This is a genomic window from Virgibacillus salexigens (assembly GCF_000723585.1).
Classification (GTDB): domain Bacteria; phylum Bacillota; class Bacilli; order Bacillales; family Amphibacillaceae; genus Virgibacillus; species Virgibacillus salexigens.
On sequence record NZ_CCDP010000004.1, the window covers coordinates 130,204 to 150,846 of the forward strand.

25 protein-coding genes are annotated in these 20,643 nt (G+C 35.8%); 13 read left to right on the forward strand and 12 right to left on the reverse strand.

All coding sequences use genetic code 11. The annotated features are described in order from the left end of the window. The first annotated feature begins 42 nt into the window (after positions 1–42). From BN990_RS21140 to BN990_RS21165, 6 genes are all read left to right on the forward strand, one after another. The gene (locus BN990_RS21140; RefSeq protein WP_038247454.1) at positions 43–915 is read left to right on the forward strand and encodes a ComEC/Rec2 family competence protein; all 873 of its coding nucleotides are present in this window, start codon (positions 43–45) and stop codon (positions 913–915) included. Positions 916–986: 71 nt separating this feature from the next. Next, positions 987–1,832 carry an SPFH domain-containing protein gene (locus tag BN990_RS21145; RefSeq protein WP_038247495.1) on the forward strand — a complete coding sequence of 282 codons (846 nt, stop codon included), beginning with the start codon at positions 987–989 and terminating at the stop codon, positions 1,830–1,832. A gap of 17 nt (positions 1,833–1,849) precedes the next feature. Then, complete coding sequence (locus tag BN990_RS21150; RefSeq protein ID WP_021290601.1) at positions 1,850–2,029, forward strand: type II toxin-antitoxin system antitoxin; 180 nt, start codon at positions 1,850–1,852, stop codon at positions 2,027–2,029. Between the two features lie 152 nt (positions 2,030–2,181). Further along, the gene (locus BN990_RS21155) at positions 2,182–2,559 is read left to right on the forward strand and encodes a GntR family transcriptional regulator (protein ID WP_038247456.1); all 378 of its coding nucleotides are present in this window, start codon (positions 2,182–2,184) and stop codon (positions 2,557–2,559) included. Further along, the gene (locus BN990_RS21160; protein WP_038247458.1) at positions 2,549–3,415 is read left to right on the forward strand and encodes an ABC transporter ATP-binding protein; all 867 of its coding nucleotides are present in this window, start codon (positions 2,549–2,551) and stop codon (positions 3,413–3,415) included. The genes BN990_RS21155 and BN990_RS21160 overlap by 11 nt, the downstream gene beginning before the upstream one ends. Further along, entirely contained in the window at positions 3,412–4,113 is a 702-nt protein-coding gene (locus BN990_RS21165; RefSeq protein ID WP_038247460.1) for a hypothetical protein, read from the forward strand. Before BN990_RS21160 ends, BN990_RS21165 begins: the two co-directional genes overlap by 4 nt. A 64-nt stretch (positions 4,114–4,177) precedes the next feature. Here the strand turns inward: BN990_RS21165 and BN990_RS21170 are convergent, their stop codons facing one another. The 3 genes from BN990_RS21170 to BN990_RS21180 form a co-directional block, all read right to left on the reverse strand. Beyond that, complete coding sequence (locus tag BN990_RS21170; protein ID WP_038247462.1) at positions 4,178–5,281, reverse strand: DUF1648 domain-containing protein; 1,104 nt, start codon at positions 5,279–5,281, stop codon at positions 4,178–4,180. Continuing rightward, the gene (locus BN990_RS21175) at positions 5,274–5,672 is read right to left on the reverse strand and encodes a GntR family transcriptional regulator (RefSeq protein WP_031335398.1); all 399 of its coding nucleotides are present in this window, start codon (positions 5,670–5,672) and stop codon (positions 5,274–5,276) included. Before BN990_RS21175 ends, BN990_RS21170 begins: the two co-directional genes overlap by 8 nt. Positions 5,673–5,890: 218 nt before the next feature. Continuing rightward, entirely contained in the window at positions 5,891–6,304 is a 414-nt protein-coding gene (locus BN990_RS21180) for a helix-turn-helix domain-containing protein (RefSeq protein ID WP_021290595.1), read from the reverse strand. Between the two features lie 148 nt (positions 6,305–6,452). Here BN990_RS21180 and BN990_RS21185 point away from each other — a divergent pair, with 148 nt between their 5' ends. Further along, entirely contained in the window at positions 6,453–6,761 is a 309-nt protein-coding gene (locus tag BN990_RS21185; RefSeq protein WP_038247464.1) for a hypothetical protein, read from the forward strand. 54 nt (positions 6,762–6,815) lie between these two features. On the opposite strand, the gene BN990_RS22180 is transcribed toward BN990_RS21185, so the two are convergent. The 3 genes from BN990_RS22180 to BN990_RS21195 form a co-directional block, all read right to left on the reverse strand. Next, positions 6,816–6,944: a YfhE family protein gene (locus tag BN990_RS22180; RefSeq protein ID WP_021290593.1), complete on the reverse strand. Its 129-nt coding sequence runs from the start codon at positions 6,942–6,944 to the stop codon at positions 6,816–6,818. A 64-nt stretch (positions 6,945–7,008) separates the two neighbouring features. Beyond that, positions 7,009–7,566 carry a GNAT family N-acetyltransferase gene (locus BN990_RS21190; protein ID WP_038247468.1) on the reverse strand — a complete coding sequence of 186 codons (558 nt, stop codon included), beginning with the start codon at positions 7,564–7,566 and terminating at the stop codon, positions 7,009–7,011. A 439-nt stretch (positions 7,567–8,005) separates the two neighbouring features. Further along, a complete protein-coding gene (locus tag BN990_RS21195) occupies positions 8,006–8,896 on the reverse strand; it encodes a TIGR01777 family oxidoreductase (protein ID WP_038247469.1) in 891 nt (296 codons plus the stop codon). A gap of 140 nt (positions 8,897–9,036) precedes the next feature. Here BN990_RS21195 and recX point away from each other — a divergent pair, with 140 nt between their 5' ends. Further along, positions 9,037–9,855, forward strand: a complete 819-nt coding sequence (recX, locus tag BN990_RS21200; protein ID WP_038247470.1) for a recombination regulator RecX — start codon at positions 9,037–9,039, stop codon at positions 9,853–9,855. An 85-nt stretch (positions 9,856–9,940) separates the two neighbouring features. Continuing rightward, positions 9,941–10,282, forward strand: coding sequence for a YfhH family protein (locus BN990_RS21205; protein WP_021290589.1), 342 nt, complete (start codon positions 9,941–9,943; stop codon positions 10,280–10,282). A 29-nt stretch (positions 10,283–10,311) separates the two neighbouring features. Here BN990_RS21205 and BN990_RS21210 read toward each other — a convergent pair whose 3' ends face one another. Further along, on the reverse strand, positions 10,312–11,298 hold the full coding sequence (locus BN990_RS21210; protein ID WP_021290588.1) for a metal-dependent hydrolase: 987 nt from the start codon (positions 11,296–11,298) through the stop codon (positions 10,312–10,314). A 165-nt stretch (positions 11,299–11,463) separates the two neighbouring features. Between BN990_RS21210 and mutY the strand changes: the two genes are divergently transcribed. Further along, positions 11,464–12,531, forward strand: a complete 1,068-nt coding sequence (gene mutY, locus BN990_RS21215; RefSeq protein WP_038247475.1) for an A/G-specific adenine glycosylase — start codon at positions 11,464–11,466, stop codon at positions 12,529–12,531. Positions 12,532–12,568: 37 nt separating this feature from the next. On the opposite strand, the gene BN990_RS21220 is transcribed toward mutY, so the two are convergent. Continuing rightward, positions 12,569–12,787 carry a hypothetical protein gene (locus BN990_RS21220; RefSeq protein ID WP_031335396.1) on the reverse strand — a complete coding sequence of 73 codons (219 nt, stop codon included), beginning with the start codon at positions 12,785–12,787 and terminating at the stop codon, positions 12,569–12,571. Positions 12,788–12,947: 160 nt separating this feature from the next. Here BN990_RS21220 and BN990_RS21225 point away from each other — a divergent pair, with 160 nt between their 5' ends. The 3 genes from BN990_RS21225 to BN990_RS21235 all read left to right on the forward strand — a co-directional run bounded on the left by BN990_RS21225 (position 12,948) and on the right by BN990_RS21235 (position 16,114). Next, entirely contained in the window at positions 12,948–13,121 is a 174-nt protein-coding gene (locus tag BN990_RS21225) for a gamma-type small acid-soluble spore protein (protein WP_021290585.1), read from the forward strand. A gap of 613 nt (positions 13,122–13,734) precedes the next feature. Then, the gene (gene ntdP, locus BN990_RS21230; RefSeq protein WP_021290584.1) at positions 13,735–14,262 is read left to right on the forward strand and encodes a nucleoside tri-diphosphate phosphatase; all 528 of its coding nucleotides are present in this window, start codon (positions 13,735–13,737) and stop codon (positions 14,260–14,262) included. A 91-nt stretch (positions 14,263–14,353) separates the two neighbouring features. Next, positions 14,354–16,114: an ABC transporter ATP-binding protein gene (locus tag BN990_RS21235; protein ID WP_038247476.1), complete on the forward strand. Its 1,761-nt coding sequence runs from the start codon at positions 14,354–14,356 to the stop codon at positions 16,112–16,114. Between the two features lie 47 nt (positions 16,115–16,161). Here the strand turns inward: BN990_RS21235 and BN990_RS21240 are convergent, their stop codons facing one another. The 4 genes from BN990_RS21240 to BN990_RS21255 form a co-directional block, all read right to left on the reverse strand. Beyond that, positions 16,162–16,407, reverse strand: a complete 246-nt coding sequence (locus tag BN990_RS21240; protein ID WP_021290582.1) for a hypothetical protein — start codon at positions 16,405–16,407, stop codon at positions 16,162–16,164. A gap of 193 nt (positions 16,408–16,600) precedes the next feature. Next, positions 16,601–17,902 (reverse strand): glutamate-1-semialdehyde 2,1-aminomutase, encoded by a 1,302-nt coding sequence (locus BN990_RS21245; RefSeq protein ID WP_101953578.1) that lies wholly within the window; start codon positions 17,900–17,902, stop codon positions 16,601–16,603. A 13-nt stretch (positions 17,903–17,915) separates the two neighbouring features. Further along, positions 17,916–19,832 carry an ABC transporter permease gene (locus tag BN990_RS21250; RefSeq protein WP_038247479.1) on the reverse strand — a complete coding sequence of 639 codons (1,917 nt, stop codon included), beginning with the start codon at positions 19,830–19,832 and terminating at the stop codon, positions 17,916–17,918. Further along, a complete protein-coding gene (locus BN990_RS21255; protein WP_038247480.1) occupies positions 19,807–20,583 on the reverse strand; it encodes an ABC transporter ATP-binding protein in 777 nt (258 codons plus the stop codon). Before BN990_RS21255 ends, BN990_RS21250 begins: the two co-directional genes overlap by 26 nt. Positions 20,584–20,643 lie beyond the last annotated feature (60 nt).

The following is a 20,643-nucleotide window of genomic DNA, read 5'->3' on the forward strand; positions in this document are numbered from 1 at the left end:
AAAAAGATAAGGTTATCTATATAAGAAAGAGGATGCATTTTCATGGGCAAAAGCAGCGTTTTATTTGGAATTATTGCTTTTTTTATATGCTTTAACGGTAATATGCTATCTATACATAGTGAAGCATCTTCATCAGAAATGCAGGTTCACTTTATTGATGTTGGTCAAGGAGATAGCATGTTGATAAAAACACCTGGAAATAAAAATATTTTAATTGATGGTGGCCCCCCTGATGCGGGAAAGAAGGTTGTATCGTATTTAAATGAAAAAAAAATAGACAAGATCGATCTCTTAGTAGCTACCCATCCAGATGTCGATCATATTGGTGGATTACCTTATATAATGAAGCATATAAAGGTAAAGAAGATCCTAGATTCTGGAAAGCTTCACACAACAAGAATGTATGCGAAATATATTCAAGAAATACGTAAACAGGAGATACCAGTCAAAGTTGCCAAACAAAACGAAAAAATATTGCTTGATTCTGCTGTAGATATTCAAGTATTAAACACATACAAGAAATCGAGAAGCAATAATCAATCTTCCATTGCATTAAAGATGTCTTATGAAGCAATGGATATCCTATTTATGAGTGATGTCGAAATTGAACAGGAAAAAGAAATTATGAAAAATGTCGATGTGGATGCGGAGGTTATTAAAGTTGGCCATCATGGTTCAAATACAAGTACATCATTGAAATTCTTAAAAGCAGTAAGCCCAGATACAGCCATTCTAACATATAGCAAAGACAATGATTATGGTCATCCAGTTGACCGTGTTATCAATAATCTCTACCGCGTAAATGCTAATATATATTCTACTGGTGCGCTAGGAAATTTAGTAATTCGTACGGATGGTGAAGATTACCTGGTACTTCCAGAAAGAGAACCATTATATAATTTAGATGCAAGTTAATAATTTACAAAAATATACAAAAATGATATCATATTGATATAAAAAGGGATGGGGAAGGTGTATCAATGATGATTCAAGAAAAACCGGCATGGACGATGAATGGTTTTTTGGGAATTTTACTTATTGCAGGATTACTTGTGGTAACCATATTAAATCTGATTCAGCAACAATTTATCATAGGAATTACTTGCTTGGTTGTTGCAATCACCTTAGGTAGTGGTATTACGTTGGTTCAGCCTAACCAGTCACAAGTTGTTATCTTTCTTGGGAAATATATGGGGAGTATTCGGAGAGAAGGTATAGTAGTGACAGTACCTTTTTCCATACGAAAAACAATTTCACTTCGCGTGCGTAACTTTAATAGCAATCGGCTAAAAGTAAATGATGTAAATGGTAATCCAATTGAGATTGCTGCGGTTATTGTCTTTAAAGTTGTCGATAGTGCCAAAGCAGTTTTCGATGTCGATCGTTATGAACAATTTGTAGAAATTCAAAGTGAAACAGCAATACGTGCTGTTGCAACAAAATATCCTTATGATACTTTTTCGGATGCTGAATTAACGTTAAGAGGCAATGCAGAGGAAGTTTCAAATGAATTGACTAAGGAGTTACAAGCTCGATTAAATGTGGCAGGCGTGCAAGTTATTGAGACGAGATTAACACATCTTGCTTACTCTACAGAGATAGCTCAGGCCATGCTTCAGCGTCAGCAAGCAAGTGCAATCATTGCAGCTAGAAAGCAGATTGTTGAAGGTGCTGTTGGCATGGTTCAAGATGCTATTCATCAATTGGAAAGCAATGGAGCAATGGAACTGGATGATGAACGGCGGGTTGCAATGGCAAATAACCTACTTGTTTCTATTGTCTCTGATCATGGAACTACGCCTGTAGTAAATACAGGATCCCTATATCAATAACTTAAAAGAGGGGTAATATGTCGAAGAAGAAGAGCTTTCCGCTACGAATCGATCCAAAGCTTTATGAACTATTACAGATTTGGGCAAAAGATGAATTCCGGAGTGTAAATAGTCATGTGGAATTTTTACTTCGAGATGCAGTGAAGAAAGCAGGAAGGTTGCCAAAGAGCCAAGATAAAAAAATTGGAGAAGATTGAAGCTACATGCAGCTGCGCATGTAGCTTTTTTTTGCTAAAGAAGGTCCACAATATACGTGCCTATTTATTAATAGAGGTATTGACATTTTTAAGATATGGTTATATGGTTAATTACATAAGTAACGAACCAAATAACGTGAAGGTGAAAACATATGAAAAATCATTTAGACGAAAATAAGCCAATCTTTCTCCAAATTAAAGAACATTTAGAAGACTCGATTATGAATGGTTCTATTAAACCAGGTGAACGTGTACCATCTACAAATGAATTTGCTGCTTATTACCAAATTAATCCAGCCACTGCAGCTAAGGGTATTAATGAGCTCGTTACCGAATTGATTCTGTTTAAGCGAAGGGGTGTAGGTATGTTCGTAACCGAAGAGGCAAAGGAAATTGTCCTGCAGAAACGGAAGCAAATATTCTATGACAATTATATGCTTCCATTAAAAAATGAAGCAAAAAAATTAAGTATTAGTGAGGCAGAATTAAAAGAGATGATTGAAAGGAAGGGATCTATCAATGAACGTTGACGTTTGTAATGTAACGAAACGATATGACCAGGATACAGTATTAGATAATGTATCATTTCGTCTGAATGGCCCGCAAATATATGGATTACTAGGGAGGAACGGTGCAGGAAAAACAACATTTATGGATATTATGGCGGGGAATACTTTGGCTTCCAGTGGCAATGTGCTCATAAACGGAGAGGAACCTTTTGATAATGAAGGGGTAAATGAAACTATTTGTTTAATTAAAGAAAGCAATAATTTTAAACGAGACTTAAAAATAAAAGAAATTCTTCGTGTTTTTTCATTTTTTTATCCAAACTGGGATCAACCATTAGCTGATCAATTAATTCAGGAATATCAATTAAAGCCGCATGCAAAGGTTAAAACATTATCAAAAGGGATGGAATCCGCACTTGGAATTATTGTGGGTTTAGCAAGCAAAGCACCAATTACTATCTTTGATGAACCGTATATTGGGTTGGATGCTGCAGCTCGAAAAAATTTTTACATGAAAATGTTAGAAGAATTTGAAAATGAGAAACGGATGATTATCTTTTCTACCCATCTCATTGATGAAGTCAGTTTAATGTTTCATGAAGTATTGATATTACAAGAAGGAAGGCTTGTTTTACAAGAGTCTGCAGAGGTTCTTCGTCAACGTAGCTGTGCTGTATCTGGAAGTGTCTTGGATGTAGAAGCTTTTATAAAAGATAAAGAAGTAATTGAAACAAAACAATTAGCTGGAACGATGACAGCCTATATCTTTGGAAACATAAAAGAAGCGAAAAAACAAGGTTTTCACGTAGAGGGGATACCAATACAAGAATTAATGATTCATCTAACAGAAAAGGGGAAGGGGGCATCTATTAAGTGAATAATCAATTGAAAGGACTTATCTATTTTTATATGGTTGATATCCGCCATTCTTTAAAGGTTTTTTGGATAATATTATTATCGATTCTAATGGTGTCGATTGCTTTTGGATATTATATAAAAGCAATCGATGGTGGCATGATGACATTCAGCCTAACTGGGCCAATCTATATTTACTGTAGTATCGTTGCATTTATTTCTGTAAGGGAGTACATCCCATTCGCAATTAAAATGGGGGCAACTCGAAAAAACATTTTTATTTCAATTGGGATCTTTTTTCTCCTATTATCAGCAGTCAAAGCTATCGTAGCAAGTCTTTTACAGGAACTTGTTTTATTCCTAATAACTGGAATTGGAATAGATGGATTCTATTTTCTCCATCTAGCCCATTTTATCGACGATACGTGGTATATACGAATCGGTATGGATATCATGACTATCTTCTTTGCAATGTCGTTTATGTTTATGCTTGGTTTAATCTTTTATCGATATGGTTTTTTCGGCGGGGGAATTACCCTCGGTATTGTTGGCGTTATCTTCTTATTCGGGATCGCTACTGGATGGATAGTGGATTTTATCGCCGAAATCATATCGCATCTAGATATGCTATTCTTTATACAACTATTTGCAGTTGGTATCTTCTTCTACTTCTTATCGTTTTTCATTTTAAAAAGGATGACAATTGTAAAGATGCGGTAACCTAAAACAAAAAAGGCTGTTAAGCGATCAAGCTTAACAGCCTATTGTAAACATTAAGGCATAATTAAATAGTTAAGAGAACAATTCCCAATGTAATTAGAATAAAACCAATGACAATTACCCACGATATCGGCCTTCCCCAATTCATTGTCCAGCCAATTCCGAATCGTTTTTCGATGAATATGGTTGGATCATCTTTGTTCACATAAAATTGACCAAGTTTCCAATAACGATCATCATCTCGATTAACTGTTTTTCCATTACTATCCATAGATACTGTGACTCGACTACCACCTTGCCCGGTTTTGTAAGACAGAATAAATGCCCAAATAATAATAGCAAATACAGTAATTACGGCAGTAGTTATTAAGAATCCTTGTGGAATGGAATAGATAAAAGACAGCTGTACAGTAGAGAGTAGCATCGATAATATAATTCCGCCAAATATAGTAAAAGCAGACCATCTTCTACGGAAAATAGTATTCTGATGCATAGATTTTTCCGGGTTTTCCGCACTAAGCTGTTGTTTTGCCTTTCCTGTTAAGGTGTTAACAAAAATAAAGATTAATATAAGATAAAGTTGCGTAATTGGAAGTGCTAAAACAGTGCGATATGATTTTGTTGCGAAATTCGTAATTTCCCCTTGAAAGTTGTATTGCATCGGTATTTTTTCAGGTATATGTTCGTAGGAAAGAAATGTCAAGATAATCGTAGAAAAAATAAGAACAAATGGAACAATGAACCAGTTATTGGAGTATCTTAATTTCTGCTGTCTAAACTGAGTGTGGATGGCTAATTTCTGTGTTCGTTGCCTTCCCCACTTGGTAGTTGATTTTATTTGTTTCATTTTTTGATGAAATATCAAGTAAATCATAAAGCTAATTATCATAAATAAAGTAATCGTTGTCCCAACTAACCAACCAACCATTGATTCACTCATGTTTGTAAATAAACCATATCCTAGGAAAACACATATGGTTAGTAAACTAATAACACCGATGATGATGGTGTATTTTTTACGCATGGATTTCAACGCTGAAGTATCATAAATATCCGCTGGGATAGATACTCCAAAGCTTTCCGTTTTTCGGGTCCAATAAGGAATAAACATAATAGAAATAAACGCTGGTAACAATGTAAGGGTTATAAGAAGGATGAGGTTAGTCATCATTTCTACCTCCAATTTGAAAATCATGATAAATAGTCTGGCACAGGGTGAGGAATTCTTCTTTTGATAAATCTTTGCATATACTTTCAGCAATTAGTGGTCGGAGTTTTTGTTGTACTTGCTCCTTATAGATATTATCAGCTTTAGGAATACCTTCTGGACGGATAACAACACCCTTTTGTCGGTGAATTTGCAAAAAACCATCTTGTTTTAATTGTTGATAAGCCTTGTTGACGGTATGCAAATTAATTCCTATGTCTTGTGCTAAGGAACGAACAGAGGGCAAAGGGTCACCTGGTTGCAGCTCTTTTTTAGCTATTCCTTCAATAATTTGATGAATTAATTGTAAATAAATGGGTTGACTTGATTCAAAATCGAGTGAAATAAACACACCCATACCACCTCCACAAAATAGTTATAACTGTTATATATAATGTATAACAGTTATAACTATTTTGTCAATGGTAAGAAATTTTTAATTAGAAAATAGGAATAGTAGAATTAAGAAAGATTCGCACGGTTTTTTATGGAGATGGAACGAATTCAAAAACCACAAATAAAAAAGCTTGTAAAGGAACTTTCTATTTTCCTTACAAGCTTTTTTGTTTATTATAACTGTCTGTACTGTTGAATTAATTCAGCCATTAATTTATGAATGGAACGTTGTTTTTTTATGGATAAATGCTTCAATTCAAAAATGTCAGCTTTAAATTCTGGATAGGTCATAATGTATTCAATTAGCTCTACGACTTCTTCATCAAACGAAGTAGTAGAGGAGCTATATATTCGCTTAAATTCTCGTAATAGGTCATTTTGAAAAGAATAATTACCTACTAGATGATCAAGTGATACTTGAAAAATAGCAGCAAGTTTTAAAAGGGATGCAATATCAGGTGTAACTGTATTATTTTCCCATTTAGCTACTACAGAACGTGAGAGTAACAATTTCTCAGCTAGCTCTTTTTGCGTCCAGTTATGTTGTTCACGAAAGAATTTAATATTATGTGCAATTTGTTCACTCATGCTATCACACTCAATTGGTTAAAGTTAGAAAATGACTTCGTAGTATCTTTCATCCTATCACGATTTTAAAGATTATTTTGCTTCTTTCTTGTTCTTAAAATACACATATAGTAAAATGTTCTCAAATAGACCAAAAGGAGGGAATGTAATGGTTAGTTGTTTGATCTTGCAACATTCTACAATAACTTCCCTTACGAAGTGTAAAATGCTGCGTTTTATATTCAAGGATTATGTATTTGAAATAGAAGTACTATCCAAAGATACAGCTATTTCATATATTTATGATGTTGAAAAACACATGGTTTGGAGGGCATTTGCGCTGTTCGAAACAACAAATATGATCGTCGGATATGGATTTGGCAAAGACAAAGTAGAGGCAAGATGGTTAGCTGAAGATATGCTAGAGACATGGAATACATTATTGCAACAAACGGAATCTCATCCCCAATTATTTTGATTAGGAGTTTAAGTTATTCTTAGGAAAAACGAAAGAAAAGAAGAATCAATGTAATTAACCTTGATTCTTCTTTCCAGATAGTTGACGATAAACTTGATCTGCATGTTTAAATTCTTTTTGATAAAGAACTTCTTGCGTTTTAGATAAGAACTTACGCTTATATGCTGGGTTTGCTTTTTTCATTTTTACCGTCCTCTGCATTGTTTTTTATTAGGATGTACATGTTTCTTGTCATTTATACTGAAGGTTAACCAACTTCTTCTCCGGTATGATTGACAGGGGTAGATACAAATTGTTGGAACGAAAGATATTGTTCTTTAGTAACAACAAATAAATCATACATTTCCTCATCTTGATTAACCTTTTTATACATTTGAGGGTAGATGGCATTTGCTAAAGTAACATACGGTAATTTCATCACTGCTTTCATGGATCGAATATTTGTCTTCCTAACCTTCATAAACACACCTTCAATCGGAAATTGATAAAATAATTCGTTAAAGAATTGCTCCTTGGCCTGCTGATTATATCCTTTGCCAAAATAAGGCGTGCCAATCCATGTAGCCAAAAAACCGTAATTACCTTCAATATCGAATAAATTAATCGTTCCAATCGGCGTTAGATATTCATCTACAATTGTTCTTGAAATTAGTTCCCCTCTTTCTTCTGCTTCCATTGTTTGCTTCGTAGAGAAATAATATTCATCGCATGTCTCCGCCTTATGACGTACATAGGGAAAAACAGCTGGATCGCGTAACAACTCAAATAACACTGGCACTTCATGTAGCTCTCGTGCTTTTAACATAAAAAATACCCTCCTGTTTTTAGGCGGGTGTATAGAATATCCAAATGAAAAAGGAAATCTAGCACGTTTTACCCACCCGCGAATTTTTAGTTAGCTTTCAACAAAAATTCGGGGTGGGAATCGAACCCACTAGAACCAGCTAAGCTGGTGGCGCACCATTTGCCTTCCCTATTTAATTTCGTCTGTTGCTGGCTTGCTATTGTCATCTCCGTCAACTGTTTTCATTTTATAACTTTATTTTACACAGCCTTTGTGAAAAAAGGAATCTTTTTTTTATCACAACATGTAAAACCTTTTAAAAAAGGAGCTGGAGGCTTAGAAATAACTATAACGGACTTCATAAACCCGATAAGATTTCAGTTACTATGTCTCCATACCTATCGGTAGTAATAAAATTGTCTTCCGAATAGAATCTGGAGCTATTGTCATGCTTTCCGTGTTAGCTACGATAAATATTTTTTAATGCCTCTTCCAAATAGGGAAAGGCAAATGAAAATTGATGATCAAGCGCCTTTTTTGGAATAACGTATTGTCCTTTTGTGATTAACTGACTCATCTCACCTGCAGCGATAAAAATAAATGGTGATGGCACCGGTAACCAGTATGGGCGTTTTAGGACTTTAGCTAGTATTTTCATAAATGCTTTATTTTGTTTAGGATGGGGAGCAGTGACATTTACAGGTCCAGATATTTTGGGGTGATCCAGACAAAATACAATGAGCTTGACCGCATCTTCAATATGAATCCAAGAAAGCCATTGCTCCCCATTGCCAATTTTACCTCCGGCGAATAATTTTACTGGAAGACTCATGAAAGGAAGTGCGCCATCCTTACCTAGAACAATACCGAATCGAGTATATAGTGTTCGAATGCCTAAATCTTCAGCTTGACTAGCAGTTTTTTCCCATTTCGATGTAACATGCGAAAGAAAATCATCACCAGATTCCGATGTGTTTTCTGAAAACATCAGGTCTTCAGAAATGCCGTAATATCCAACTGCAGACCCGCTAATAAATACATCAGGCAATGTAGGCAGTCGTTTGATAAAAGCAATCAATCTTTCTGTGGTTTGTATTCTACTGTTTAAAATTGCTTGTTTTTTCTTTTCAGACCAATAACCAAATAGGGACTCACCTGCTAGATTAATCACTGCATGTATCACAGGTAATTCTTCAGGAGGATATTGATAACTAATAAAAGTGGATTGATTGGTATTTTTATGGTTTTCCGGTGATCGTGTAAGTATGTATGTGTGATCGTTTCGAGTATGCAAATAGGCTGATAATGCTTGACCAACAAATCCAGTACCGCCAGTTAGGAGAATATTCATTTTCAAATCACCTTTCTCTTCCAATTTTAATTAACATTAGTCTATACCAGTATGAACAAATAAGGAATGTTTCATTTTGGTTGAAAAATAAAAGACAGATTCATCTTAAATTTGATATGCTTTATTAGAGGTGTGTATGCATGAAAAAAATTACCCGAATTACAACCCAAAAGAAAAGGAAAGATCGCTATAATATTTTTTTGAATGATGGTGCTGGTGAAGAATATGGATTTAGCGTTGATACGTCCATTTTAATTGAATATCAGCTACGAAAAGGATTGGAATTAGAAAACGCAACCGTTAATGAGCTTATCCAAAAAGATACCATGCATAAATCATATACCCTAGCAATTCATTATTTAAGCTATCGAATGCGTACTAAAAAAGAAATTCATGATTATTTGGTACAAAAAGAGGTTGAACCTGATCATATACCGGTTATTATAAACAAGTTAACAAATGAGAAACTAATCGATGATCGCCAATTTGCAGAAATGTTCATACGGACTCGTATAAATACCTCTTCAAAAGGACCAATGGTTATTAGGAGGGAGCTGTCGGACAAAGGTGTTGCAATGAGCATTATCGACGAGAGTCTTCACCAATACTCTGATCAGGCTCAGTTTGAAAAGGTTCAGAAATTGGTCGATAAAAAGTTTCAACAGAAGAAAAAAGATTCGTTTCGTAAACAAATTCAAAATCTCCAAGCTTCTTTACAGCAAAAAGGTTTTACACAGGATGTCGTCCAAGCAGTGCTTCGTGAAGTAAATGCGAATCAAAATCAAGATGAAGAATGGGAAGCAATTATCTATCAAGGAGAAAAATTACTCAGAAAGCATGAAACAAAACGTACTGGCTATGAACTAAAAAACAAAGTAAAAGAAGGCTTATTTCGAAAAGGATTCGCTATGGATTTAATTACTCGATTTATTGAGGAATTTATCGATGGTCAAGAGTAAGCTTAATTACGATGACGGAGACGATATAGTTTAAATCTAATTCAACAATTGGTAAAATGATGAGGAATTTGAATGGGGGATAAGGATGAGCAATAACTTTCGTTATAGTGATTATTCAATTGAACAATTGAGACAAGAAATAGGTAAATTAAAAGAAAAAGCGCAAAAGGCGGAGCAACTCGGAAATATCTCTGAAGTGGCTGTATACGAACGAAAAATGCAAGTAGCTTTAGCTTACACATTAAATCCGGCTGACTTCAAATCTGGTGAAGTATATGAATTTACAACCGATCCAGGCCAACGGTTTACCATTAATTACATTAATGGTGTATTTGCATGGGGACATCGTATTAACTTATTAGGGGAAGTTTTTGAGAAAGAAGAAGCAATTCCAATTTCGCTCTTAGGCAATAAAATAGACGAATAATAAAACAGCAGGAAAGCATCCCTGCTGTTTTAAATCGGACTTTCTTCTACATATAATTTGTTTTGTAATTTCTTTTCAGAAAAGATCCAGCCAGTGTAGGAACTAATAATTTGCATATTATCATCAATTTGCACAACAGCTACAAAAGGATAGTGTCCTTTTGAGCGGTAGCGTAAATCAATAAATCGGACTTCAGTAAAGTCATCATAATCATTGATTTCCCATCGATAGATTGGTGAAAAGGATAAGAATGCAGAAATATTTTTGTCTTTTTTTGCAATTTCAATAATCGGTGTATCAGGAAGCGGCACTCTTTCAAATTCATCTACGATCTCGATATGGTTGTTTTCCACAACGCCAACATAGAATTTCTCCCCAGCAGTAATGGCTACGCGCCAATAGTTCTGCTTTATCGTTGGTGAAGTGGCAATTTGTTCTACCTGTGGGTAGTAATTTTTAATTTTCTTTACGATTGCTCGTTTGTCAATAAATCGTTTGATATAGTACAACAGTATCACACTATAAATCGTTATCCAAGTATATCCTGGGTTTGCGCCTAATGCCCAAACAGCTATCCCTGCAATATGGAGGAAAAAAATATATGGATCGAACGTATTGATAAAGCCATGTGCAACCCATTTGCTCGTGAAGGGCCGATACGCCTGAGTCCCATATGCATTAAAGATATCCACAAAGACGTGGATAACAACTGCAATCGCAGTCCATAACCACAGGTGGAATAAATTCACTTGTGGAACAAATAAGTGAATCAAACCAGCAATTAAAATACCCCAAAGAATTACAGCTGGGATGGAGTGTGTAACTCCGCGATGATGACGTAAATAAGTTGCATTGTTTTTTAATTTTAAAACCGTATCGAAGTCCGGTGCATGAGAACCTACAATTGTTCCAACCAGTACTGCGTTAAATAAAACAGGATCGTTGTGAACGACTGGATCTAATGTAGCTAATCCACCTAGTGCAACACCCATTACAATATGGGTTCCAGTATCCATAGAAAAGGTCCTCCTTAGACAACGTTTACTATTTTCATGTATCCTACAATTACAATATTCGGTACAGCATATTATTTTTTACTGTCTCATTTTACAAATAGCAACAGGTTACGAACTTTTTTTAATTTACTTATCTGTTTATTGTACCATATAGGATGTGATTTTATGATAGATAAAAAACTACAATATATTGACATTTCAAGATTTCAAAACGATTTAATTACTTGGTATCAAGAAAATAAACGCGACCTACCTTGGCGCCAAGACCAAGATCCATATAAAATTTGGGTATCAGAAATTATGCTTCAACAAACAAAGGTTGATACGGTAATTCCTTACTTTCAACGGTTTATTAAAAAATATCCAGATGTGCATGCCCTCGCTCAAGCTGATCCAGAAGATGTTTTAAAATCGTGGGAAGGCTTAGGTTACTATTCCCGTGCAAGGAATTTACAAAACGCTGTTCGTGAGGTAGTTGCAACTTATAATGGAGAAGTACCTGATAATGGGGATGAATTAGGAGCTTTAAAAGGCGTAGGAGCATATACAAAAGGAGCCATATTATCGATTGCATTTAATCAACCTGAACCTGCAGTTGATGGAAATGTAATGCGAGTTTTCTCCAGGATTCTTCGGATAGAAGAAGATATTGCGTTACAGCGTACAAAGAAATTATTTGAATCGTATGTTCGAGAACTTATTGATGAGTCAGATCCTTCTTCCTTTAATCAAGCAGTAATGGAATTAGGAGCACTTATTTGTACACCTAAATCACCAGCATGTTTACTTTGTCCAGTACAAGAACATTGCCAAGCATTTGCTGCAGGTGTAGAAGAGGAATTACCAATAAAGAAGAAAGCAAAAAAACAAAAGAAAGTCCCTTATGTTGTATTACTTGTAAAGAATAAACAAGAGCAATATATTATTGAAAAGCGATCAGACAAAGGATTATTAGCAAACCTTTGGCAATTTCCTATGGTACCAATTAATGAAATTGGCTGGGATCATCTAGAGAATTGGGTGTATCATGAATATGGTATTCATTTAACATTAGGAGAAAAACAAGCTAATCTAAAACATGTATTTTCTCATTTGATTTGGCAGCTGGATGTTTATGAAGCTAAATTGGAACAACCAAACATGAATGAACGACTTAAGCTAGTCGAAAAAAAAGCGTTAACGAATTATCCGTTTCCAGTATCTCATCAAAAGATTATGTCCTATATCAAATGAAGCTAAAAACGCAAGGGGCATCCCTTGCGTTTTTAGCTTAATCAGTTATGGTTGATGTTGTCAATGGAGGGCTTGAAGGTTGATCCTTCCTGTTATGCATTTCTTTATTAATTTCATGCAAAATGGTTAAACCTTCAGAATTTACATATGGTAATAGCTGTGATAAAGCATGTTGAAAATACATTAATTCTTTTTCGTTCCATTTCGTTTTACTTATCATTGTCAGTTCTGTAAAGTCTCTTCGTGATGTGTCCATTTCTTCATCCTCCAAAATGAATTGCTCTCCTTTAATGTATGTATTTTTCCCTATTCTATTCGCTTGTGGAATTAAAATCCATTTTATCTTTTTATTACTAATTTAAATTTGGATAACAAATCGATAAGTGGACAAATTAATGAGTGCGGAGGTGATATTGATGGCTAAAAAACCGAACAAAACTACTGCAGGTACAAACGTTCAAAAGGTTAAACAACAAAACCAGCAAGCCGCTCAAGGGCAAGGTCAGTACGGAACTGAATTTGGTGCTGAACAAACAAATGCTCAAGAAGTTAAAAAGCAAAATCAAAAATCTCAGCAAAACAAAAAGTAACCTACCCCCAATAACAGAGCTCCCAATTAGGGAACTCTCAGCTTGTAGAGAAACCCTGTGTTTTTCTACAAGCTTTTTTTGTGCGCCTGTGCGGACCAAATACCATTCGCTTTCCACGGACGAACGCCGGTGCCTCCTCGTGAAAATCTCCACCGCGGGGTCTCGGATCACCCGTTTTTCCGCAGAAGTCTTGTAGTATTCGCCCTTCACTGAAAAAGACTCCATTTCACCTAACTCACCTTGGATTGGTGAAGGGCCATTTTTTTCATGTTCTATCAGGAAGTCGTCAGTAATGCTTGTTCGCGTACTTTGAAGAAATCGATGTAGTGGTTAATCTTCCGGAGTAAGTGGTCTTGAGGAACAAGTTCTTCAATTGTCACCATTTTTTTATCGATCTTTTTTTTGATTGAAACAAAATCATCACCGCATTTTTAGGAATTCTCTTAAGGAAAAAAGCAAAAAAAAGACTGTCGATAACTTTCTCGATCGCCTATAGCTCCCTTTATTTTCCCCCATACTTAAAAATGGTTCGTTATGCTTTATATTTGTTTCTATTCCAATTATAATGAATGAAGGATTAGAAACGGTAGGAACATGTGGAAAGGGAGATTGAATGGTTGCTCCGAAAGCAGGAACAAAAATTCAGATAGAAAGTTATAAGCATAATGGGCAACTGCATCGTATATGGGATAATAGTCTAGTACTAAAGGGAACAGAAACAATTGTTATCGGAGCGAATGATAAAACAGAAGTAATGGAAAGTGATGGGAGAAAGTGGCTTACCAGAGAGCCTGCTATTTGTTATTTCCATTCCAAGTATTGGTTTAATATTATCGGTATGCTTCGTAATGACGGTATTTATTATTACTGTAATATTAGCTCACCTTTTATATATGAGGATAATGCGATTAAGTACATCGATTATGATCTAGACGTTAAAGTTTATCCTGATATGACCTTTGATTTATTGGATGAAGATGAATATGAAGAACATCGACAGCAAATGAATTATCCAAGAGTTCTTGATAGGATCCTACATCATCAATTGGAATACTTAGTACGATGGGTGCGACAAAAGAAAGGACCATTTTTACCAGGTTTTGTCGATGAGTGGTATGAAAGATATTTAACGTATCGCTGATAAAGAACCTTGTTACTACTGTAGCAAGGCTTTTCTTTGCACGAGCACATAAATTAGTAAATTAAATTCTAAAAATAAGGAAGTTTCAACGATGAGTTCTATTAAACAATATATGCAATTTGTTAAACCGTATAAGTGGAAAATCGTTTGGACCGTGATAGTAGGAATTGCTAAGTTTGGGATTCCCTTACTCATGCCATTAATATTAAAGTATGTGATTGACAATATTATTGGTGACAATTCACTAAATCCAGACGAAAAAACAAGCCAGTTGATTTGGTTAATGGGTATTTCCTTTGCAGTATTTCTTATATTGCGCCCACCCATTGAATTCATCAGGCAATATCTAGCACAATGGGTGGGGAATAAAATATTATTTGATATAAGAGATCGTTTATTTGACCACTTACAAAAATTGAGCTTGAATTTTTATTCAAAGACAAAAACCGGCGAAATTATTTCCCGGGTAATACATGATGTCGAACAAACGAAAACTTTTGTCATTACAGGATTAATGAATATTTGGTTGGACTTGATTACTATTCTTATTGCCATTGGAATAATGTTATCAATGGATGTGGAATTAACCATTGTCTCCATTATACTGTTTCCACTCTTTGGGTTTTCAATAAAGTATTTTTATGGAAGACTTCGCCTATTAACTCGTGACCGCTCACAAGCGCTTGCTGAAGTACAAGGTCACTTACATGAACGTGTACAAGGTATGCCAGTTACGAGAAGCTTTGCATTGGAAGAATATGAACAAGGCCAGTTTGGAAAAAGAAATAAAAACTTTCTTCAAAAGGCATTGGATCATACAAATTGGAATGCGAAAACCTTTGCCGTTACCAATACCATTACAGATTTAGCTCCGTTACTTGTAATTGCTTATGCAGGTTATCAAGTCATTCATGGTAATTTGACGATGGGAACAATGGTTGCCTTTGTAGGGTATATGGAAAGAGTCTATAGCCCACTGAGAAGGTTAATTAACTCCTCAACTACCCTCGTTCAGTCAATTGCTTCGATTGATCGTGTATTTGAACTTATGAATGAGAAATATGATGTGACGGATCAACCGAATGCGATAACGATGAATCGAATTGAAGGAGAAGTAACGATTGATAAAGTTTCGTTCCAGTATGAGGACGATGAAATGCAAGTACTTAATCATGTGAGTTTACATGTAGAAAAAGGAGAGACCATCGCCTTTGTAGGCATGAGTGGTGGTGGGAAATCTACATTAGTTAGTTTGATCCCGCGTTTTTATGATGTTACGAGTGGGTCTATTAAAGTTGATGGGATTGACGTCCGCCAGATGAAAGCACGATCCCTTCGAGATAACATCGGTATGGTCTTGCAAGACAATACGTTGTTTAGTGAGTCGATTTCCATGAATATTCGTATGGGAAACCCTCATGCTACGGATGAAGAAGTGATCGAAGCAGCAAAAGCTGCAAATGCGCATGAATTTATTGAGAACCTACCTTATGGTTATGATACACTTGTTGGCGAACGAGGAGTGAAGTTATCGGGTGGTCAAAAGCAACGGATAGCTATTGCTCGTGTATTTTTGAAAAATCCACCAATGTTAGTCTTTGATGAAGCTACATCTGCTCTTGATTTGGAAAGTGAACATACGATTCAAGAGGCAATGGAAAAGCTCGCTTCTGATCGCACAACATTTATTGTTGCTCATCGGTTGGCGACAATTACACATGCAGATCGAATCGTACTGATTGAAGACGGCGAAATTAAAGAAGTCGGATCTCATGAAGAATTGATGAAAAAACAGGGACATTATTACAACCTATATCAGGTTCAACATTTAGATGATAAAGTGGAAGAATAAAAGGGAGGCCAATAATTTGGCCTCCCTTTTGTTTTTAATTCATATTTCTAATGACCTAGCTTAGCAAATTGCGTAAATGCTCTTTCATCTTCTATGTTTCCACAAACTGCACATTGTACTTTATAGTCTGGACCTTGATAGATAATGTGAAATGCTTCAATGTTTCCATTTTGGTAAGAATCTACGGTTTCACCAGTTTGAGCGTCCATTTTTATTGGCTGTGCAATTTGTTCAATTTTATTGAATCTAGTCTTGTTTGTTTTGCAATTTGGACAGCGATATGGATTACTCATAACTATCTCCTCCAATATTTAATATATGCTTAGAATGGATTAAATGGAGAAAAATATGCAATGCCTCATCAAAGGCCTTGAGCTCCCTCGAAAAATTGACGTGACCTATTAATACGCACAGCACAAAGGGAAAGAAGAAGTCTACCGATAACTTACTCGATAGCCTGGAATTTGCCGCAGAAGGCAGTGATTGTTATTGTTTACCCATTATTTGAAATGCCTTTTCAACAGCTTCAATGGTATAATCAATATCCTTGTCTGAATGTGCTGTAGTCAAAAACCAAGCTTCATATTTAGAAGGAGCTAGGTTTATTCCTTGCTTAAGCATGAGTCGGAAAAAGTCAGCAAATGCTTCACCATCGCTCGCTTCGGCTTGATCATAATTGGTAATTGTGCCTTCACCAAAATAAACTGTTAAAGCACCACAAAGGCGGTTCACAGATATGGCAATGCCGTTTTCTTTTGCTTTTTTTAGGATGCCTTTTTCTAAACGTTCTCCTAACTTATCTAACTTTTCATAAATGCCTTCTTCTTGTAACACTTCTAAACAAGCAATGCCTGATGCCATTGAAGCTGGGTTACCAGCCATTGTACCAGCTTGATAAGCAGGTCCAAGTGGTGCTACTTGTTCCATAATCTCTTGTTTGCCACCATAAGCGCCAATAGGAAGTCCACCGCCAATGATTTTACCCATTGCTGTCATATCAGGTTCAATGCCATAGAGTTGTTGTGTACTGCCATATGTAAAGCGGAAAGCCGTAATAACCTCATCATATATAACCAGTGCACCTGCACGGTGGGTAAGCTCATTCACTGCTTGCAGGAAGCCTTGTTTTGGTTCGACAATGCCGAAATTACCAACAACCGGTTCTACTAAGACAGCTGCAATTTGGCTTCCCCATTTCGCTACAGCCTCTTTAAATGTATCTAAGTCATTAAAAGGAACTGTAATTACATCTTGGGCTACCGCTTCTGGTATTCCAGCAGAGTCAGGTGTCCCTAATGTTGCAGGACCAGATCCGGCTTCCACAAGGACAGAATCAAAATGGCCGTGATAACAACCAGCAAACTTAATAATCTTTGTCCGATTTGTATAAGCACGAGCTACTCGGACAGTAGTCATTACTGCTTCCGTACCAGAATTAACAAACCTTACTTTTTCAAGTGAAGGTATCGCTTCTTTTAACATTTGAGCGAATTGATTTTCTAATCGGGTAGGTGTTCCATATAAAACACCAGTACTAGCTGCTTGCGCAATCGCTTTAGCGATATGGGGATGGGCATGTCCTGTAATAATTGGACCATATGCTCCCAAGTAATCAATATATTTATTTCCATCAACATCCCAGAAGTACGCTCCTTGGCCACGTTCCATATAAACTGGTGAACCTCCGCCAACTGCTTTATAAGCGCGAGACGGAGAGTTTACACCACCTACAATATGGTCTAGGGCTTCTTGATGCAGTGCTTCTGATTTAGTGAACTCCACGATAATGCCTCCTTTAGAATTACATGACCTTCTTTAGCTTGGACGTGTAGATATTTCGGATAAAGATAAAATTGATAAAATGAACGATAAAATAGAACAGGATAATATAGGTGCTCGGTAGTACAACCGATGATACGAGTATATTTTGTAATGCTTTATAGGCAAATCCTGCATGAATAACAGCAACGATAAACGGAAGGAAAAATAAATAGGCAAGTTGTTTCGTTGCGATCTTTTTCATTTCCTTATTGGTTAAACCAATCCGATATAGCGAATGATAATGGCTTAAATCTTTATCAATATCCTGATACATCCGAAAGTATAGAATTGATCCAGCTGCTAAAAAGAAAAGGACACTAATAAATATACCAAAAAAGAAGAGATAAGACATGCTTTCCTTCATTGATGTATAGAAATCAGCTTGTGCGTCAGGAAATATTTCATCTCCATGCATGGTAGAGTAAATCTCTGTAATTTGGTCTGTATGCTCTTCCCAATCTGGTATATTCATCACATAATAATCATAGTTCTCTTGAACTTTCGCCGTTTGGGAGAACTGTTGGAATACATCATCAGCAACGACAAGTTGAAATGTACTAAATGGCGTTGTATTTAATTGAGAAGAATCTCTGTCCACCGTCGAGACCTTCATTTTTTTATTCGTTGATGTAAAAGTTAACGATTTTGGCAGCTCCGTATTATATGTATGAATAATGTCTTGTGTCAGGATGATCGCTTCATTGGCTGATGGCTGAGCAGGTATTTCCTTATTATTTAGTTGTAGCATTGATTTATAGTCTGAATAGGAGAAGACTAGGAATGAGATATCATCCCATTCAGAAACCTCAGATTGTGAATGTACGAGTGTCGGTTGAACACGCATTGCTTCATAAGGAATGTAATTCTCCTGAAATGCTTCTTCTAATTTATTTACTCTTGTTTCAAAGGCTTCATTAGCCTCTTCATTGGCAATTAAAGTGAAATCCTGAGGTACAAATCGTTCAGATTCCGATTCGGCACTTTGGAAAAGGCCAAATAATACCCCAGAAGAGGTAAAGGCAACTGCACTCAAAATAGTAACCATAAATAATAAACGAGAGTGGTCTTTTAATTTATACGTTAAATCCGAAACCATTAATAAGTTTAAATTCTTATATAAGAACTTCTTGCGACTTCGTAATAAACTGGTTAGGGCAATGCTAAATTGAGTAAATAACAAGTAAGTACCTGGAATAATTAAAGCGAGAATAATGAACATTCGGTACAAAATTGAAATCATATCGGATGTGTAGGCTAAAAAATATGCGTACCCGATTAGGGAAAGGGCAATTAGACTTAATATCCAAGAGAAGCGTGGTCGTTTCTTAGGTGCCTTTGCTCCTCGAAATACTTCCATAATCGATTTTGTACGTAATGACCAAACAACGACGAACGAATTAAGTTCAAACATAATAAAGAATAGAATGACGGTAATTCCAATTGCTTTCCATGATAAATAAAAAGGGAGTATTTCTCCTGTACCAAGTATCGCTGAAAAGATCATGAGAAACAATTTTGTTAGCAAAGCACCGACAAAGATTCCAGCAACAATGGAAGCTAGCCCAATTACCGTGTTTTCCATAATCAGCATTCGGTTTAACTGTGATTTGCTAATACCTAATGTCGTTAAAATTCCATATTCTTTCATCCGTGATTGGATAAATGAAGCAGTAGAATAAAGTACAAATAAAAATGAAAACAAATAGATAATGACTTCAGATACCAGAATCCCTCGCTGCACGATGTCTATAAAATCATACTCCGCTATTTGCGGATGGAAAATAACCACAGCATACATGAAAAAGACAATAACTGCGAACATGCAACTTAGAAAATAGCTTAGATATACACGAGTATTCCGTTTTACATTATTAAAAGCGAACTGTTTGAAGGTCATTCATATCTCCTCCCAACAAGGACTGCACATTTAAAATATCCTGGAAAAAGCTTTGCCGATTATCCCCACGGTGAATTTCATTAAACAACCTACCATCTTTTATAAAAATGACCCGACCACAAAAGCTAGCCGCAAATGGATCATGGGTAACCATCACGGTTGTAGCTTTTTGTTTGTCTTGTAACAGACTTAATGCTTCCATTACTTGAAGAGAGGCTTTCGAATCTAAATTCCCAGTGGGTTCATCGGCAAATATAATGGAAGGGTCATGTATAATCGCCCTAGCAATGGCAGCACGCTGCAATTGTCCACCAGATACTTCCATTATGCGTTTATGGATAAGTTTATCAATGCCTAGCTGTTTGGCTACAATGACTAACTTTTTCTCCATCTCTTTTACTTTTACTTTATTTAATGTTAATGGGAGCAGAACGTTTTCTCCAATTGTCAAGGTTTCCAATAAGTTATAATCCTGAAAGATAAATCCCATTTCCTTCCTTCTGAATTTCGCTAGTTTTTGTTGGGAGAAGGAAGTAACAACTTGATCATTTATCATAATTTTTCCTGAACTAGGAACATCAATTGTTGATAGAAGATTTAATAATGTTGTTTTACCGCTGCCTGATGGGCCCATAATTCCAATGAATTCTCCCTTATTAACGGTTAAATGAAAATGATGCAATGCTTCATGTGATATTCCTCGTTTACTTCCATATATTTTAGATAAGTTATCCGTTTTTAACACGTGCATGATGAATCCTCCTAATCAAACATTTCAACATTAGTATATCGAATCTACATTAAAATTCAC

Excerpts from the sequence above, each read along its gene's own strand:
- BN990_RS21140 (WP_038247454.1), top strand. The coding sequence starts at position 43 with ATGGGCAAAAGCAGCGTTTTATTTGGAATTATTGCTTTTTTTATATGC.
- BN990_RS21150 (WP_021290601.1), top strand. The coding sequence starts at position 1,850 with ATGTCGAAGAAGAAGAGCTTTCCGCTACGAATCGATCCAAAGCTTTAT.
- BN990_RS21155 (WP_038247456.1), top strand. The coding sequence starts at position 2,182 with ATGAAAAATCATTTAGACGAAAATAAGCCAATCTTTCTCCAAATTAAA.
- BN990_RS21160 (WP_038247458.1), top strand. The coding sequence starts at position 2,549 with ATGAACGTTGACGTTTGTAATGTAACGAAACGATATGACCAGGATACA.
- BN990_RS21170 (WP_038247462.1), bottom strand. The coding sequence starts at position 5,281 with ATGACTAACCTCATCCTTCTTATAACCCTTACATTGTTACCAGCGTTT.
- BN990_RS21180 (WP_021290595.1), bottom strand. The coding sequence starts at position 6,304 with ATGAGTGAACAAATTGCACATAATATTAAATTCTTTCGTGAACAACAT.
- BN990_RS21185 (WP_038247464.1), top strand. The coding sequence starts at position 6,453 with ATGGTTAGTTGTTTGATCTTGCAACATTCTACAATAACTTCCCTTACG.
- BN990_RS22180 (WP_021290593.1), bottom strand. The coding sequence starts at position 6,944 with ATGAAAAAAGCAAACCCAGCATATAAGCGTAAGTTCTTATCTAAAACG.
- BN990_RS21190 (WP_038247468.1), bottom strand. The coding sequence starts at position 7,566 with ATGTTAAAAGCACGAGAGCTACATGAAGTGCCAGTGTTATTTGAGTTG.
- BN990_RS21195 (WP_038247469.1), bottom strand. The coding sequence starts at position 8,896 with ATGAATATTCTCCTAACTGGCGGTACTGGATTTGTTGGTCAAGCATTA.
- recX (WP_038247470.1), top strand. The coding sequence starts at position 9,037 with ATGAAAAAAATTACCCGAATTACAACCCAAAAGAAAAGGAAAGATCGC.
- BN990_RS21205 (WP_021290589.1), top strand. The coding sequence starts at position 9,941 with ATGAGCAATAACTTTCGTTATAGTGATTATTCAATTGAACAATTGAGA.
- BN990_RS21210 (WP_021290588.1), bottom strand. The coding sequence starts at position 11,298 with ATGGATACTGGAACCCATATTGTAATGGGTGTTGCACTAGGTGGATTA.
- mutY (WP_038247475.1), top strand. The coding sequence starts at position 11,464 with ATGATAGATAAAAAACTACAATATATTGACATTTCAAGATTTCAAAAC.
- BN990_RS21220 (WP_031335396.1), bottom strand. The coding sequence starts at position 12,787 with ATGGACACATCACGAAGAGACTTTACAGAACTGACAATGATAAGTAAA.
- BN990_RS21225 (WP_021290585.1), top strand. The coding sequence starts at position 12,948 with ATGGCTAAAAAACCGAACAAAACTACTGCAGGTACAAACGTTCAAAAG.
- ntdP (WP_021290584.1), top strand. The coding sequence starts at position 13,735 with ATGGTTGCTCCGAAAGCAGGAACAAAAATTCAGATAGAAAGTTATAAG.
- BN990_RS21235 (WP_038247476.1), top strand. The coding sequence starts at position 14,354 with ATGAGTTCTATTAAACAATATATGCAATTTGTTAAACCGTATAAGTGG.
- BN990_RS21240 (WP_021290582.1), bottom strand. The coding sequence starts at position 16,407 with ATGAGTAATCCATATCGCTGTCCAAATTGCAAAACAAACAAGACTAGA.
- BN990_RS21250 (WP_038247479.1), bottom strand. The coding sequence starts at position 19,832 with ATGACCTTCAAACAGTTCGCTTTTAATAATGTAAAACGGAATACTCGT.
- BN990_RS21255 (WP_038247480.1), bottom strand. The coding sequence starts at position 20,583 with ATGCACGTGTTAAAAACGGATAACTTATCTAAAATATATGGAAGTAAA.